15 protein-coding genes and 1 pseudogene are annotated in these 14155 nt (G+C 72.5%); 7 read left to right on the forward strand and 9 right to left on the reverse strand.

What is annotated here, in order from left to right; all coding sequences use genetic code 11:
• From HNR57_RS01740 to HNR57_RS01750, 3 genes are all read right to left on the reverse strand, one after another.
• Complete coding sequence (locus tag HNR57_RS01740; RefSeq protein WP_184554849.1) at positions 1-1215, reverse strand: acetyl-CoA C-acetyltransferase; 1215 nt, start codon at positions 1213-1215, stop codon at positions 1-3.
• Between the two features lie 11 nt (positions 1216-1226).
• Positions 1227-2372: a CaiB/BaiF CoA transferase family protein gene (locus HNR57_RS01745; RefSeq protein ID WP_184554852.1), complete on the reverse strand. Its 1146-nt coding sequence runs from the start codon at positions 2370-2372 to the stop codon at positions 1227-1229.
• A gap of 110 nt (positions 2373-2482) precedes the next feature.
• Positions 2483-2863, reverse strand: a complete 381-nt coding sequence (locus HNR57_RS01750) for an MmcQ/YjbR family DNA-binding protein (protein WP_184554854.1) — start codon at positions 2861-2863, stop codon at positions 2483-2485.
• A 91-nt stretch (positions 2864-2954) separates the two neighbouring features.
• On the opposite strand from HNR57_RS01750, the gene HNR57_RS01755 reads away from it, so the two are divergent.
• On the forward strand, positions 2955-4133 hold the full coding sequence (locus tag HNR57_RS01755; protein ID WP_184554857.1) for a saccharopine dehydrogenase family protein: 1179 nt from the start codon (positions 2955-2957) through the stop codon (positions 4131-4133).
• 5 nt (positions 4134-4138) lie between these two features.
• On the opposite strand, the gene mmpA is transcribed toward HNR57_RS01755, so the two are convergent.
• Positions 4139-4285 carry a morphogenic membrane protein MmpA gene (mmpA, locus tag HNR57_RS01760; RefSeq protein ID WP_010042861.1) on the reverse strand — a complete coding sequence of 49 codons (147 nt, stop codon included), beginning with the start codon at positions 4283-4285 and terminating at the stop codon, positions 4139-4141.
• Between the two features lie 189 nt (positions 4286-4474).
• On the opposite strand from mmpA, the gene HNR57_RS01765 reads away from it, so the two are divergent.
• Positions 4475-4669 carry a hypothetical protein gene (locus HNR57_RS01765; RefSeq protein WP_184554860.1) on the forward strand — a complete coding sequence of 65 codons (195 nt, stop codon included), beginning with the start codon at positions 4475-4477 and terminating at the stop codon, positions 4667-4669.
• Here HNR57_RS01765 and HNR57_RS01770 read toward each other — a convergent pair.
• Complete coding sequence (locus HNR57_RS01770; RefSeq protein WP_184554863.1) at positions 4657-5349, reverse strand: endonuclease V; 693 nt, start codon at positions 5347-5349, stop codon at positions 4657-4659. The two genes, HNR57_RS01765 and HNR57_RS01770, sit on opposite strands and share 13 nt — an antisense overlap.
• 62 nt (positions 5350-5411) lie before the next feature.
• Between HNR57_RS01770 and HNR57_RS01775 the strand changes: the two genes are divergently transcribed.
• Complete coding sequence (locus HNR57_RS01775) at positions 5412-5705, forward strand: YciI family protein (protein ID WP_184554866.1); 294 nt, start codon at positions 5412-5414, stop codon at positions 5703-5705.
• Between the two features lie 10 nt (positions 5706-5715).
• Here HNR57_RS01775 and HNR57_RS01780 read toward each other — a convergent pair whose 3' ends face one another.
• Complete coding sequence (locus tag HNR57_RS01780) at positions 5716-6039, reverse strand: hypothetical protein (RefSeq protein WP_062930312.1); 324 nt, start codon at positions 6037-6039, stop codon at positions 5716-5718.
• Between the two features lie 70 nt (positions 6040-6109).
• Positions 6110-7204, reverse strand: coding sequence for a WD40/YVTN/BNR-like repeat-containing protein (locus tag HNR57_RS01785; protein ID WP_184554869.1), 1095 nt, complete (start codon positions 7202-7204; stop codon positions 6110-6112).
• Positions 7205-7462: 258 nt separating this feature from the next.
• On the opposite strand from HNR57_RS01785, the gene ssgD reads away from it, so the two are divergent.
• The gene (gene ssgD, locus HNR57_RS01790; protein WP_053674905.1) at positions 7463-7879 is read left to right on the forward strand and encodes a spore wall synthesis regulator SsgD; all 417 of its coding nucleotides are present in this window, start codon (positions 7463-7465) and stop codon (positions 7877-7879) included.
• A 4-nt stretch (positions 7880-7883) separates the two neighbouring features.
• Here the strand turns inward: ssgD and HNR57_RS01795 are convergent.
• A pseudogene (locus HNR57_RS01795) lies at positions 7884-8204 on the reverse strand (isocitrate lyase/phosphoenolpyruvate mutase family protein); the annotation flags it as partial.
• A gap of 63 nt (positions 8205-8267) precedes the next feature.
• The gene (locus tag HNR57_RS01800) at positions 8268-8912 is read right to left on the reverse strand and encodes a GOLPH3/VPS74 family protein (protein WP_184554872.1); all 645 of its coding nucleotides are present in this window, start codon (positions 8910-8912) and stop codon (positions 8268-8270) included.
• A 302-nt stretch (positions 8913-9214) separates the two neighbouring features.
• Here HNR57_RS01800 and HNR57_RS01805 point away from each other — a divergent pair, with 302 nt between their 5' ends.
• From HNR57_RS01805 to ddaH, 3 genes are all read left to right on the forward strand, one after another.
• Entirely contained in the window at positions 9215-10840 is a 1626-nt protein-coding gene (locus tag HNR57_RS01805; protein WP_184554875.1) for an ABC-F family ATP-binding cassette domain-containing protein, read from the forward strand.
• A gap of 10 nt (positions 10841-10850) precedes the next feature.
• The gene (locus tag HNR57_RS01810) at positions 10851-13127 is read left to right on the forward strand and encodes an ATP-binding cassette domain-containing protein (RefSeq protein ID WP_184554878.1); all 2277 of its coding nucleotides are present in this window, start codon (positions 10851-10853) and stop codon (positions 13125-13127) included.
• 228 nt (positions 13128-13355) lie between these two features.
• Positions 13356-14132, forward strand: coding sequence for a dimethylargininase (ddaH, locus tag HNR57_RS01815; RefSeq protein WP_184554881.1), 777 nt, complete (start codon positions 13356-13358; stop codon positions 14130-14132).
• Positions 14133-14155: the final 23 nt, after the last annotated feature.

Raw genomic sequence — 14155 nt, forward strand, 5'->3', positions numbered from 1 at the left:
TCAGATGCGCTCGACGATGGTGGCGACGCCCATGCCGCCGCCGACGCACAGCGTGGCGAGGCCGTAGCGCTTGTCCTGGCGCTCCAGTTCGTCGACGAGGGTGCCGAGGATCATCGCGCCGGTGGCGCCGAGGGGGTGGCCGAGCGCGATCGCGCCGCCGTTGACGTTGACCTTGTCCAGGGACAGGCCCATGTCCCTCACGAAGCGCAGCACGACCGCCGCGAACGCCTCGTTGATCTCGACGAGGTCGATGTCGTCGATGGTCAGCCCGGCCTTGGCGAGGGCCTTGCGGGTGGCGGGGGCGGGGCCGGTGAGCATGATGGTCGGCTCGGAGCCGGAGACGGCGGCGGAGACGATCCGGGCGCGGGGGGTGAGGCCGTAGCGCTCGCCGACCTCCCTGGAGCCGATCGCCACGAGCGAAGCGCCGTCCACGATGCCGGAGGAGTTACCCGCGTGGTGGACGTGGTCGATCTTCTCCACCCAGTGGTACTGCTGGAGCGCCACCGCGTCGAAGCCGCCCAGTTCACCGATGTCCGCGAAGGACGGCTTGAGCTTGGCCAGGGAATCGGCTGTGGTGCCGGGGCGGGGGAACTCGTCGTGGTCGAGGACGACGAGGCCGCTGCGGTCCTTCACCGGGACGACGGACCTCTCGAAGCGGCCGTCCTTCATGGCGGTGGCGGCCCGCTCCTGGGAGAGGGCCGCGTACTCGTCGACATCGCGCCGGGAGAAGCCCTCGATGGTGGCGATGAGGTCGGCGCCGATGCCCTGCGGCACAAAGTTGACCTGGAGGTTGGTCATCGGGTCGTTGAACCAGGCACCGCCGTCGGAGGCCATCGGCACCCGGGACATGGACTCGACGCCGCCCGCGAGGACGAGGTCCTCCCAGCCGGAACGCACCTTGGCGGCGGCCAGGTTGACGGCCTCAAGGCCCGAGGCACAGAAGCGGTTCTCCTGCACACCGGCGACCGTGTCGGGCAGGCCCGCGGCGATGGCGGCGATCCGGGCGATGTCGGAGCCCTGGTCGCCGACCGGGCCGACGACGCCGAGCACGATGTCGTCGACGGCGGCCGGGTCCAGGTCCGGGAAGCGAGCGCGGATCTCGTGGATGAGTCCGACGACCAGGTCGATGGGCTTGGTGCCGTGCAGGGCGCCGTTCGCCTTGCCGCGGCCGCGCGGGGTGCGGATCGCGTCGTACACATACGCTTCGGTGCTCACGAGGAGGCCTTTCACTGAGGGTTGCGGGACGACGGGAGCAGCCCGGGGACGTCCCAGTCCCGGGCGACGTCCGCCGTGTCGGCGCCCGGCCGGGCCGGCCCGGTGCGGACGGAGGTCGGGGTCGCGGAGAAGCGGGGGGCCGGGGCGGGCTGGGTGATGCCGCCGTGGTCGGTGAAGGTGCCGCGGGCGGCCAGGTGCGGGTGGTGCGGTGCCTCGCGCAGCGACAGCACGGGCGCCACGCACGCGTCCGTGCCGTCGAAGACAGCCGTCCACTCGTCCCTCGTACGGCTCTTGAAGCGGGCGGCGACTTCCTCGCGCAGTTCACCCCACCGGGCGACGTCCTTGCGCGCGGCAGCCCGGTCCCCGATGCCGAGGAGGGCGAGGAACTCCGCGTAGAACTGCGGCTCCAGGGCGCCGACGGCCATGTACCGGCCGTCGGCCGTCTCGTACGTGCCGTAGTACGGACAGCCGCCGTCCAGGAGGTTGGCGCCCCGGCGGTCCTGCCAGCCGTCGGCGGCGAGCATGCCGTGGATCATCGTGGAGAGGTGGGCGGTGCCGTCGACGATGGCGGCGTCCACGACCTGGCCGGTGCCGGTCGCGCGGGCGTGGTGGAGGGCGGCGAGGACACCGACGACGAGGTAGAGGGAGCCGCCCGCGTAGTCGCCGAGCAGGTTGGCCGGGACCGCCGGCGGTTCGTCCGGGCGGCCGATCATGCCGAGGGTGCCGGTGGGGGCGATGTACGCGATGTCGTGCCCGGCGCGCTGGGCGAGCGGGCCGTCCTGGCCCCAGCCGGTCATCCTGCCGTAGACGAGACGCGGGTTGCGGGCGTGGCAGGCATCCGGTCCGACCCCGAGGCGCTCGGCGACGCCGGGACGGTAGCCCTCGACGAGGATGTCGGCGCGGGCGGCGAGGTCGAGCACCTGCTCCGGGCCGCCGGTGGCCTTCAGGTCGACGACCACCGAGCGCTTGCTGCGGTTGGTGATGTCGTAGGCCGGGTCGATCGCGAGGCCGGGGCCGCCCGGGCGGTCCACGCGCACGACGTCGGCCCCGAGGTCGGCCAGGAGCATGGCGGCGAACGGGCCGGGTCCGATGCCGGCCAGCTCGACGACGCGCACGCCGGAGAGCGGGCCGTGTCCTGGCGTCCTTGCCGTGGTCATCCAGCCCCCAGTGCTGTGACACATCTGATGTAACACCAGTGATGCTAAGAACGTGTTCCACTCGGCACAAGCCCTGAACGAGCAAGCGCTTAGCAATCTGCCGGACGAGGTCAGTGCCCGTCCAGCACGACTATCAGCCGCTTCGGGGCGATCACCCGGTAGCTCTCCTCCACCCAGTCGCAGAGCACCTCGGCCGTGGGGGCGCCCTGCTGCTCCAGGGGGACGTACACCCAGCCCGCCTTGCCCAGGCCGTATCCGGCGGGCTCGGCGCCGGGGCAGGCCAGCGCGTGCGCGTGCGCCGTCTCGTCCTTGAGCTTCACCGTCACCCCCAGGGGGTAACTGCCGTCCTGGACCCCGAGGAAGACGAACACCTTCTTGTTGACCTTCGCGACCGACTCGCCCCAGGGGAACTCCTCGACGGCATCCGGCAGTTCCAGTGCGAACGCGCGCACTTTCTCCCACTTCTTCAGGGCATTCCTGGGCACGGCCATCGTCGTCCTCCGGGCTCGTCGTCGGGCTCCGCACTCCTCACGCTAGCCTCGGCCACCGACAGCGGCACGGGCTGCACGACCGAGGGGTGTCATGAGCAGGCAAAGCAGGACGGACCGTCCGTACGACATCGTGCTCTTCGGAGCGACCAGTTTCGCCGGGGCGCTCACCGCGGAGTACCTGGCCGCCCACGCGCCCGAGGGACTGCGCTGGGCGATCGCGGGCCGCGACGCCGGGAAGCTGGAGCGCTTGCGGGAGCGGCTGCCCGCCGACGCCGAAGTGGGGGTGCTGAAGGCGGACGTCTCCGATCCGGCCTCGCTGCGCGACCTCGCGGAGCACGCGCGCGTGGTGGCCACGACCGTCGGCCCGTACGTGACCTACGGCGAGGAGCTCGTCGCCGCCTGCGCGGACGCCGGGACCGACTACCTGGACCTGTGCGGCGAGCCGGAGTTCGTGGACCTGATGTACGTGCGGCACGACGCACGCGCGCGGGAGACCGGGGCGCGGCTGGTGCACGCCGCCGGGTTCGACTCGATCCCGCACGACCTCGGCGTGTACTTCACCGTGCAGCAGCTGCCGGAGGACGTGCCGCTGAGCGTCGAGGGCTTCGTGACCGCCGACGCGGCCTTCTCGGGCGGGACCTTCGCCTCCGCGCTGGGCCAGTTCGCACGGCAGCGGCAGATGGCGGCCGCCGCGCGCGACCGGCGGCGGCACGAGCCGCGGCTGGTGGGCCGGCGGACGTCGGCCCCGCTGGGCGGCCCGCGGTTCGCCAAGGAGGTCGGCGCGTGGGCGCTGCCGATGCCGACCATCGACCCGCAGATCGTGCGGCGCTCGGCGTCGGCCCTCGACCGGTACGGGCCCGACTTCCGCTACCGGCAGTACGCGGCCGTCCGGCACCTGCCGGTCGCCGTGGGCGGGGTCGCGGCCGTCGGCGCGCTGGTCGCGGCGGCCCAGGTGCCGCCCGCGCGGCGCTGGTTGTCGGACCGTCTGAAGCCCGGGGACGGGCCGAGCCCCGAGAAGCGGGCCAAGAGCTGGTTCTCCGTGCGCTTCGTGGGCGAAGGCGGCGGCAAGCGGGTGCACACGGAGGTCTCGGGCGGCGATCCCGGCTACGACGAGACGGCCAAGATGTTGGCCGAGTCCGCGCTGTGCCTGGCCTTCGACGACCTGCCGCGGACCGCGGGCCAGGTCACCACGGCGGTGGCGATGGGCAACGCGCTGATCGACCGGCTGCGCGCGGCGGGCATCCGCTTCCGCGTCGCGTCGGCCCGCTGAAGGTCCTACAGCGGCCACTCGGCGATGGTGTAGATCATCCCGGCGATCCAGCCGAGCCCGGCCAGCACGGCGAGGATCAGCCCTATGGTGACGGCCCGCTCGACGGTCTGGGTCGGGCCGGCAACTGGCTTGGGGGCACGGTGCGTCGTCATGCGCCCAGCCTGCCGACGGGGGCGGGGGCGGGGCATCCGTGCAGGTACTCAGAGCCGGTACTCAGATCGCGCCGCCCCGCCCCGCCCTGCCCTGCCCCGGCCGGCTCCCCGACTTGAGGCTTTGAGCACTCCGGCCTCGGCGGAAGCTCCAGAAGTGCCAACGAGGACTTCAATGAAACCATTGAAGGCATGAAGTTCCTTCTCGAAGTCACCATGGACGACGCGGCGTTGGCGAAGGATCCGGCCGGCGAGCTGGGCCGGATCCTGAGGTACTGGGGCGGCAATCTCCGGCACTACGCGCTCAGCCCCGGGGACGGGGCGGCTGTTTACGACTCGGAGTACCGGGAGGTGGGCCACTGGCACGTGGACGGTCAGACGGAGTAGGTCTCCCGCAGCGCCTTCCGGCACAACGCGTCCGCCCTGCGCGTGGTCTCCGGGAGACGGTAGTCGGGGGTCAGCGCCAGGGTGTGGGCGCAGGCGTTCGGCAGGGTCACGCGGTGGCCGACGGAGACGAAGACCGGCTTGACCCCGTCCCGGGTGCGCAGGGCACGGCCGACCTCCTCGGAGCCGGCGAGGAGCGCGGAGGTGCTGCCGCGCGGGGTGTCCGGGTCGTCGTAGGTGAAGGTGAACGGGTTCTTGGCGACGCCGATCGTGGGCAGGCCGGTCAGGACGCCGAGGTGGCTGGCGAGGCCGAAGCGGCGGGGGTGGGCGAGGCCGTAGCCGTCGCAGACGACCAGGCCGGGCGGGCAGGGCAGGGCGTCGAGGGCGGCGAGGACCGTGGGGATCTCGCGGAAGGCGAGCAGCCCGGGCACGTAGGGGAAGGAGACCCGGCCCACGGCCGTGGCCTCGGCGACGACTTCGAGACTCGACGCGTCCAGCACGACCGCCGCCGCCGCGACGACGTCCCGCTCGTCGTCGTACGCGACGTCGACCCCCGTCACGTGGCCCGTCCGGGGCGGCGGTCCCGGTTCGCCGAGGATCACGCGTGCGCGCAGTTCGTCCTGGACGGCGCGGGCCTGTTCCTCGGTGGCGGGCCAGTCTTCGGGGATGCGTACGGTCGTCATGGTGGCCTGAGCCTACGGGCTCCCCGGCGGCCGGGCGGATGCCCGGGGGTAGGCTCCCGGGCATGTTCGTGCTGGAGCTGACGTACACCGCCCCGCTGGAAGCCGTCGACGCCGTGCTGAAGGAGCACGTGGACTGGCTCGACGAGCAGTACCGGCAGGGGGTGTTCCTCGCGTCCGGGCGCAAGAACCCCCGCGACGGCGGGGTGATCATCGCCGTCGCGGGGGATCGCGCGCGGATCGAGGCGATCACCGCGGAGGACCCGTTCGTCACCGCGGGCGTGTGCGCGTACCGCGTCACCGAGTTCACGGCGACGAAGACGGCGCCCGCGCTGGAGGCCTACCGGGAGAGCCTCTGAGGCATCCGCCTCACTTGCCCAGTGCGCGCTGCAGCTGGCTCTTGTTCATGCTGGAACGGCCCTCGACACCCTTGCGCTTGGCCTCCTGGTACAGCTGGTCGTAGGTGGGGCCCTGGGAGCCCTGCCCCGACCGCTGGCCGCCGCGCTTGCCGGAGGACATGTCCTTCGTGGAGGTGCGGCTGGCCGTCTTCGACTCGCCGGAGCGGGCGCGTTCCTTGTTCACCGTCCGCGCGGCGATCTCCTTGGCGCGGCCGGTGCTCTCGCCCCGGTCCTTCGCGCTTTCCTTGATGTGCTCGTACTGGCGCTCCCGCTTGGAGCTCGAACCGCGTGGCATTCTCGCTCACTTCCTTTCACGATCAGTGAACGAGTACCCACCCTGCCAACGATCAGGGCACCCCGCATGCTCAGTGCTCCAGGCGGGCAACCCGGCCCTTCTCGCCGGCGGCCCAGCAGCCGTGGTCCGGGGTGCAGTCGACGGTGTCGTAGGAACCGGTGTCGACGGTCCGCCAGGTGCGGCCGGCGTCCGTGGTGAGGTCGGTGCCGGTGGGGCCGACGGCGAGGGCGGCGGTGCGGCTGTGCGGGAGCCAGGCGACGCCGGAGCGGTAGGCGGGCGGGGGTGCGGCGGCCGGGCGCCAGGTGCGGCCGCCGTCGGAGGTGCGGGCGGCGGCGCGCGGCGAAGGCTGGTCGGGCCGGTAGTCGCCGCCGACGGCGAGGCCCCGGGTGCGGTCGCGGAAGGCGAGCGCGAAGACGCCACGGGCCGGGTCGCCCGCCGGGACGGGCGTGTCGGCGGCCGTCCAGGTGAGTCCCCGGTCGGCGGAGTGCAGCACACGCGCGCGTGCGGCCCCGCCGGTGGCGAGCCAGACGTCCCTCGGCCCGGACGTGACCAGGCACTGGCCGCTCGCCGCGAATCCGGCCTCGCCCTCCTGCGCGGCCGGCATGCCCCGTTCCGGCAGCACCTTCCAGGTACGGCCGCCGTCGCCGGTCGACAGGATGCGGAACCTGCCGTCCACCGGGTCGCTCATCGCGAGGCCGTGGCGGTGGTCGAAGAAGGCGAGGCAGTCGTAGAAGGCCTTGGGGTCGGTGTTGCGGAAGGACTCCGTCCAGGTCACCCCTCCGTCGTCGGTGCGGTAGACCCGGGACGCCTCGCCCTCGCCGATGGCCAGGACCACGGCCCGGCGCGCGTCGAACGCCTCGACGTCCCGGAACTGCAACTCCCCCGCTCCGGGCGGTGAGACGTTCCGCCAGGTCGCCCCGGCGTCGGTGGTGCGCAGGACGGTGCCGCCCGTCCCGGCGACCCAGGCGGTGGTCCGGCTGACGGCGGCGAGGCCCCGGAAGCGTGTCTCCGGGGCGCCGGTGTCCTTGAGTTCCCAGTGCGGCACCCGGCGCTCCGGTTCGTGCGCCTGTGCCGGTACGGCGGTCAGGGCTGCCAGTGCCGCCGCGCAGGCCGCCAGCGCGGTCGCCCTGCCGCTTGTTCGTCCCGTCCGTCGCGTGCTCCCCATGCGCCTCATGGCGGGGGAAGCTAGCCCACCGCCCCGGTGCCGTCCAGATGGCCTCGCGGCTGCTTCGGGTGGATCGACGGGTGCCACAAGTGCCCTTGGGGGCACACGAGGAGAGTCACGTCACTCTGGTGCATGAAAAGCGGTGACAGAGGTCACTCGCATTTCGTGTGCACGGATTGGCTGATTCCGTCGTCTCTTCCCATGCCCGGCCTCATCCGCCCGGGAGTGTCCGTCCAGCCGTCACAAGGGAGCAAGGCGTTGTCCATCGTCATCGAGCAGCCCGTGGAGGCCCGCCTCGTCGCCGCCGCGCCGCGTATGCCGAGCATTCCCGCGACGCTGCACTACGACCGGCGTGATCCCTTCGCCGTCCGCATGACCTTCCCCGCCCCGGCCACGCTGGAGGGCGTCGAGGTCTGCTGGACCTTCTCCCGCGAGCTGCTCGCCGCGGGCCAGAAGAGCGCCGAGGGGCACGGTGACGTGCGCGTGCGGCCCTACGGCTACGACCGCACCGTGCTGGAGTTCCACGCCCCCGAGGGCACGGCCGTGGTCCACGTCCGCTCCAGCGAGATCCGCCGGTTCCTGGAGGCCACCAGCGAACTCGTGCCCGTCGGTCTGGAGCACCTCCAGCTGGACCTGGACCACGGTCTCGCCGAGCTGATGCGGGACGCGTGCTGAGCTGACGAGCCTGTTCGAGGAGGGCGTTGACCTCACCGTATGCGAGCGCGCCGGTCAGCGGCCCGTAGGTCCCCCGGCCCAGCAGCTCCCGGGCGGCCCGGCGGACCAGGGCGTGGGCGGCCTGGGCGATATCCGAGCCGACGCTGACGCGGGCGACGCCCAGGGCGGCCAGGTCGGCGACCGGGGGTGCGCCGGGGCCGGCCATGACGTTCAGCGGTGCGTCGACGCCGTTCACGAGTTCCTTCACGGTCCCCGGGTCGACGGCCCCGGGGACGAAGATCCCGTCGGCACCGCCGGCGCGGAAGGCGGCGGCCCGCTCCAGGGTGGGCCTCCGCCCCGGCCTGGCGGGTGTCAGGGCGAAGTCGCCGTACCCCCGCCCCGGCGGGTGTCAGGGCGAGGTCGCCACCGCTGCCCCGGCCGTCACCGCCGTGGTCAGCTCGCGCACGATCCCGCGCAGCCCGGGCGTCGCCGCTCCGGCCCGCTCGGCCAGTTCCTCGACGCGCCGGCCGGGAGTGCTCTCGCCGAACAGGCCCGCCGCGACGGCGAGGACGGCGAGCGCGGCGTCCCGCTCGGAGATCTCCGCGACCGGCAGCGGCCCGCGCAGGACCTGCCGGGTCTCCTCACGCAGCACCTCCACGGCGGCCGTGCGCTCCAGCGCGTACTCTACGGACGGGAACACGCCGAGGACCCGTCTCTTCTCGGCCCGCAGATACCCCTCTGCCACCAGCTGCTCCCGTACGGCGTCGAGGGTCACCCGCGCCCGCAGCGTCACCCAGGTCCGCCAGGGGTGCGGGCACGACTCGCGGACGAGTTCGAGCAGCCCGTCGAGGACCGCGTCACCCGTGCTCGTGTCCAGGTCGGCCGGTGTGACGATGCCGTCGTCGTCGGTGAGCAGGCCGCGACGGGCCAGCTCGACGAGGGCGCCGGCCCGGACCGGCCCGGGCCGGTGGGCGGCGCTTCCGGCAGCCGGCCGCGCGGCGTCCCAGGCCAGCAGACAGAGCCGGGCCGGCAGCGTGAGCGGGCCGTTGGGCACGGGGCCTCCTCGGGGCGCGAGATCGGGTTTCACGTTAATTCGTTGACAGGCTCAGAGGCCCCTCGTACGGTGTAAAGCGTCCCTGTTGCCGCCGATTGGAGAAGGACGTTGCTCGTCTGAGGTCCTGAGACACCGCGTCACACCCGACTGGTGTGCGCTGCGTGCGACCTCGGCGTTCGAGCCGTCCTCCGGTGCAGGGCATTTTTCATGCCCGTGGTGTGCCATGGAGCCTCCCCCCTGGTCGCAGGTGTCTCGACACGCGTTTGCCCCCGACCGCTTCGAGCAACCGCGAGTGAGGCCGCATGTCTACCTCCATCACCGTCACATCCCTTTCGTTCACCTGGCCCGACGGCAGCCCCGTCTTCGAGGGCCTGGACGTCGCGTTCGGCCCCGGCCGGACCGGCCTGGTCGGCATCAACGGGTCAGGTAAATCAACCCTGTTGAAGCTGATCGCCGGTGAACTCGCACCGGCCGACGGCACCGTCCGCGTGGCCGGCGAGGTCGGATACCTCCCGCAGAACGTCACGCTCGACACCACCCTGCGCGTCGACGAGGCCCTCGGCATCGCCGGGCAGCGCGCCGCCCTGCACGCCATCGAGGCCGGCGACGTCTCCGAGACGCACTTCGAGACCGTCGGCGACGACTGGGACGTGGAGGAACGCGCCCTCGCCACCCTCGGCGAACTCGGGCTGGGACACGTCGGGCTGGACCGCACCGTCGGCGAGGTGTCGGGCGGCGAGTCGGTGCTGCTGCGCCTGGCCGCGCTGCTGCTGCGCCGCCCCGACGTGCTGCTGCTGGACGAGCCGACCAACAACCTCGACCTGTACGCCCGCAGGCGGCTGTACGCGGCCGTCCAGTCCTGGCCGGGCGTGATGGTCGTCGTCAGTCACGACCGTGAACTGCTGGACCTCGTCGACCAGATCGCCGATCTGCGCTCCGGAGAGATCACCTGGTACGGCGGCAACTACTCCGTCTACGAGGAGGCCCTGGAGATCGAGCAGGAGGCGGCCGAGCGCATGGTGCGCGTCGCCGAGGCCGACTTCCGCAAGCAGAAGCGCGAACTGACCGACGCCCAGGTCAAGCTGGCCCGCCGCAAGCGGTACGGGCAGAAGATGTGGGACCAGAAGCGCGAGCCGAAGATCGTCATGGGGGCACGCAAGCGCGCGGCGCAGGAGTCCGCGGGCAAGCACCGCATCATGCACGAGGAGAAGCTCGCCGAGGCCAAGGAGCGGCTGGACGACGCGGTGGAGGCGGTCCGGGACGACGACGAGATCCGCGTCGACCTGCCGTACACGGCCGTGCCGCCGGGGCGTACCGTCCTCACGCTGCAGGATCTCGGGCTCCGCTACGGCCCCCGGGTGAAGGGCGGCCTGGAGCTGCGCGGTCCCGAGCGGGTCGCGCTGGTCGGGCGCAACGGCGCGGGCAAGACCACGCTGCTGCGCACGATCGCCGGGGAACTCGCCCCGGAATCCGGGGAGGTGCGGGCGCACGTCCCGCTGCGGTTCCTGCCGCAGCGGCTCGACGTCCTCGACGGCGAGCGGACCGTCGCCGAGAACGTGGCGCGGTTCGCGCCGGGCGCCACCAACAACCGGGTCCGGGCGCGGCTGGCGCGCTTCCTGTTCCGGGGCGCCCGCGCCGACCAGAAGGCGGCGACGCTGTCCGGCGGCGAGCGCTTCCGGGCGGCACTGGCCGCGCTGATGCTGGCGGAGCCCGCGCCGCAGCTGCTCATGCTGGACGAGCCGACCAACAACCTCGACATGGCGAGCGTCCGGCAGCTCACCACGGCCCTGGAGTCGTACGAGGGGGCGCTGGTCGTGGCCAGTCACGACCTGCCGTTCCTGGAGTCGGTCGGCATCACGCGCTGGCTGTTGCTGGAGGAAGGAGAACTGCGGGAAATCACGCCAGAGGCTGTCTGGTTTCCCGCCTAGCGTCGGTGGCATGACCGACTTCGCACACGATGCCATCACCCTGACCGGAGCACGCGAGAACAACCTCAAGGACGTCACCCTGCGCATCCCGAAAGGCCGGCTGACCGTGTTCACCGGCGTTTCGGGGTCGGGGAAGTCGTCCGTCGTCTTCGACACGATCGCGGTGGAGTCGCAGCGCCAGCTGAACGAGACGTACCCCTGGTTCGTCCGCAACCGGCTGCCCAAGTTCGAGCGGCCGCACGCGGACGGCCTGGAGGACCTCACCCCGGCGATCGTCGTCGACCAGCGGCAGGTCGGCGGCCACTCCCGGTCGACCGTCGGCACCATGACCGACGTCTATTCGGTGATCCGGGTGCTGTTCTCCCGGTACGGCACCCCGAGCGCCGGACCGGCGACGGCGTACTCGTTCAACGACCCGTCGGGCATGTGCCCCGGGTGCGACGGTCTCGGCCGGGCGGTCAGGCCCGACTGGGACCGCATCCTGGACCCGGACCGCTCCCTCGCCGAGGGGGCGGTCCGCTTCCCGCCCTTCGCCGCCGGGACCTGGCAGGGGCAGGCGTACACCAACAGCGCCGACCTCGACCCGCACAAGCCGGTGGGGCGGTTCACGGCCGCCGAGCGGGAGTTCCTGATGCGCGGGCGGCCCGGCAGCAAGGTCACCGTCAACGGCACGGGCGGCACCTGGACCACGGAGTACGAGGGGCTGGCGGTCCGCTTCGAGCGGCTGTACCTGAAGCGGGACCTGTCGGCCATGAGCCAGAAGACCCGGGAGCTGGTGAACGCGTTCCTCGTGGAGGGCACCTGCCCGGACTGCCGCGGAGCACGTCTGAACGCGGCGGCCCTGGCAACGAGGATCAACGGCCGGTCGATCGCCGACTGCACCCGTATGCAGGTCACCGACCTGATCACCGTGCTGAAGGAGATCGACGACGCGGTGGCCGGGCCGATCGCCTCGGCGGCCGTGGCCGCGCTGGAGCGCATCGAGGCGATCGGCCTCGGCTACCTCAGCCTCGACCGGGAGACGGCCACGCTCAGCGGCGGGGAGGGGCAGCGGCTGAAGACGGTGCGGCACCTCGGCTCCAGCCTGACCGGCATGACGTACATCTTCGACGAGCCGAGCGTCGGCCTGCACCCGCGTGACGTGGGCCGCCTCGGCGACCTACTGCTGCGGCTGCGCGACAAGGGCAACACGGTGCTGGTCGTCGAGCACGACCCGGACGTGATCGCGCTGGCCGACCACGTCGTCGACATGGGCCCGGGCGCCGGCGCCGGGGGCGGCACGGTGGTGTTCGAGGGGACTCCGGCGGAACTGGCCGTGTCCGGCACGCTCACCGGGCGCTGCCTGCGCACCCGTACGGCGGTCAAGGACGAGGTGCGGGAGCCCACGGGCGAGCTGTGGGTCAAGGGTGCGGACCGGCACAACCTGCGGGACGTGACCGTACGGTTCCCGGCCGGTGTGCTCACGGCGGTGACCGGCGTCGCGGGCTCGGGAAAGAGCACCCTGGCCGGGGAGTTCACCGCGGCGCACGAGGAGGCCGTGGTCGTCGACCAGTCGTCGATCGGCATCTCGGGCCGCTCCACCCCGGCGACCTACCTGGGGCTCATGGACACGGTCCGGAAGATCTTCGCCCGCGAGACGGGGGCCGGGGCGGGCCTGTTCAGCTTCAACTCCGGCGGGGCCTGCGGCACCTGCGAGGGCCGGGGCGTCATCCACACCGACCTCGCCTTCATGGACCCGGTGACGACGACCTGCCACGACTGCGAGGGGCGGCGCTTCAAGGAGGAGGTGCTGCGGCTGACGGTGCGGGGGCATTCCATCGCGGACGTCCTGGAGATGACGGCCGAGGAGGCACTCGGCTTCTTCGACGACACGGGCGTACGGCGCCGGCTGCGTGCCCTGCGGGACGTCGGACTGACGTACCTCACCCTCGGCCAGCCCCTCTCCACGCTCTCCGGCGGCGAGCGGCAGCGCATCAAGCTGGCCACGCGACTGCACCGGACGGGCGCGGTCTACGTGCTCGACGAGCCGACGACCGGCCTGCACATGGCGGATGTGGAGGGCCTCGTCGCCCTGCTGGACCGGCTGGTCGACGCGGGCAACACGGTCGTCGTCGTCGAGCACAACCTCGACGTGGTCGCCCGGGCCGACTGGGTGATCGACCTCGGCCCGGACGGCGGCCGGGACGGCGGCGAGATCGTCTTCGAGGGGACGCCCCGGCAGATTCTGGAGGCGCAGGGCTCATTCACCGGGGAGCATCTGCGGCGGGCGGTGCGGCAGCGCCCGTGAGCCGGGGGCGCCGCAGGAGGCCGGACCGGTTGGCCGAGTGCGACGGGGCGGGAGCGGGGTACCCGGCGGGCGCTTGATCAGCACCACCGCTTCTCCGCCCCGCCCCGGGGCTGTCCTCTCCCCCGTTCGCCCTGCATGATGGTCGGCCGACGCCCGATGGGTTCCGGTCGATCCCGGAGGACCCGCCGGTGCGGTCCAGACACGTCCATCCGATACGGAGTCCCGCTCGTGCCCAGCAAGAAGGCCCTCGTCCGCCGCCCCAGCCCGCGTCTCGCCGAGGGGCTGGTGACGCACATCGAGCGGGAGAAGGTCGACACCGACCTCGCCGTCGAGCAGTGGGAGGCGTACGTGGAGGCCCTGCGCACGCACGGCTGGGAGACCATCGAGGTGGACCCGGCCGACGACTGCCCGGACTCCGTCTTCGTCGAGGACACGGTCGTGATGTACCGGAACGTCGCGCTGATCGCCCGCCCGGGCGCCGACTCCCGGCGTGCGGAGACCGCCGGGGTCGAGGAGGCCGTGGCCGGTCTGGGCTGCTCGGTGAACTGGATCTGGGACCCGGGCACGCTGGAGGGCGGCGACGTCCTGAAGATCGGCGACACCGTCTACGTGGGCCGGGGCGGCCGCACCAACGCCGCCGGCGTCCAGCAGCTGCGCGCGGCGTTCGAGCCGCTCGGCGCGCGGGTCGTCGCCGCGCCGGTGAGCAAGGTGCTGCACCTGAAGTCGGCGGTCACGGCGCTGCCGGACGGCACGGTCATCGGGCACATCCCCAAGATGGACACGCCCTCGCTGTTCGCGCGTTTCCTGCCGGTCCCCGAGGAGGCGGGATCACACGTCGTCCTGCTCGGCGGCGACAAGCTGCTGATGGCGGCGAGCGCGCCGAAGACCGCCGAGCTGTTCGCCGACCTCGGGTACGAACCGGTCGTCGTGGACATCAGCGAGTTCGAGAAGCTCGAAGGATGTGTGACGTGCCTCTCGGTGCGGCTGCGGGAGCTGTACACCTGACCGGAGCCGCGGGTTCCCCCTCC

The sequence above is a fragment of the Streptomyces paradoxus genome, assembly GCF_014202475.1.
GTDB classification, from domain to species: domain Bacteria; phylum Actinomycetota; class Actinomycetes; order Streptomycetales; family Streptomycetaceae; genus Streptomyces; species Streptomyces paradoxus.

What these genes read in the sequence shown, in the direction of transcription:
- HNR57_RS01745 (WP_184554852.1), bottom strand. Translation starts at nt 2,372, where the DNA reads ATGACCACGGCAAGGACGCCAGGACACGGCCCGCTCTCCGGCGTGCGC.
- HNR57_RS01750 (WP_184554854.1), bottom strand. Translation starts at nt 2,863, where the DNA reads ATGGCCGTGCCCAGGAATGCCCTGAAGAAGTGGGAGAAAGTGCGCGCG.
- HNR57_RS01755 (WP_184554857.1), top strand. Translation starts at nt 2,955, where the DNA reads ATGAGCAGGCAAAGCAGGACGGACCGTCCGTACGACATCGTGCTCTTC.
- mmpA (WP_010042861.1), bottom strand. Translation starts at nt 4,285, where the DNA reads ATGACGACGCACCGTGCCCCCAAGCCAGTTGCCGGCCCGACCCAGACC.
- HNR57_RS01765 (WP_184554860.1), top strand. Translation starts at nt 4,475, where the DNA reads ATGAAGTTCCTTCTCGAAGTCACCATGGACGACGCGGCGTTGGCGAAG.
- HNR57_RS01770 (WP_184554863.1), bottom strand. Translation starts at nt 5,349, where the DNA reads ATGACGACCGTACGCATCCCCGAAGACTGGCCCGCCACCGAGGAACAG.
- HNR57_RS01775 (WP_184554866.1), top strand. Translation starts at nt 5,412, where the DNA reads ATGTTCGTGCTGGAGCTGACGTACACCGCCCCGCTGGAAGCCGTCGAC.
- HNR57_RS01780 (WP_062930312.1), bottom strand. Translation starts at nt 6,039, where the DNA reads ATGCCACGCGGTTCGAGCTCCAAGCGGGAGCGCCAGTACGAGCACATC.
- HNR57_RS01785 (WP_184554869.1), bottom strand. Translation starts at nt 7,204, where the DNA reads ATGGGGAGCACGCGACGGACGGGACGAACAAGCGGCAGGGCGACCGCG.
- HNR57_RS01805 (WP_184554875.1), top strand. Translation starts at nt 9,215, where the DNA reads ATGTCTACCTCCATCACCGTCACATCCCTTTCGTTCACCTGGCCCGAC.
- HNR57_RS01810 (WP_184554878.1), top strand. Translation starts at nt 10,851, where the DNA reads ATGACCGACTTCGCACACGATGCCATCACCCTGACCGGAGCACGCGAG.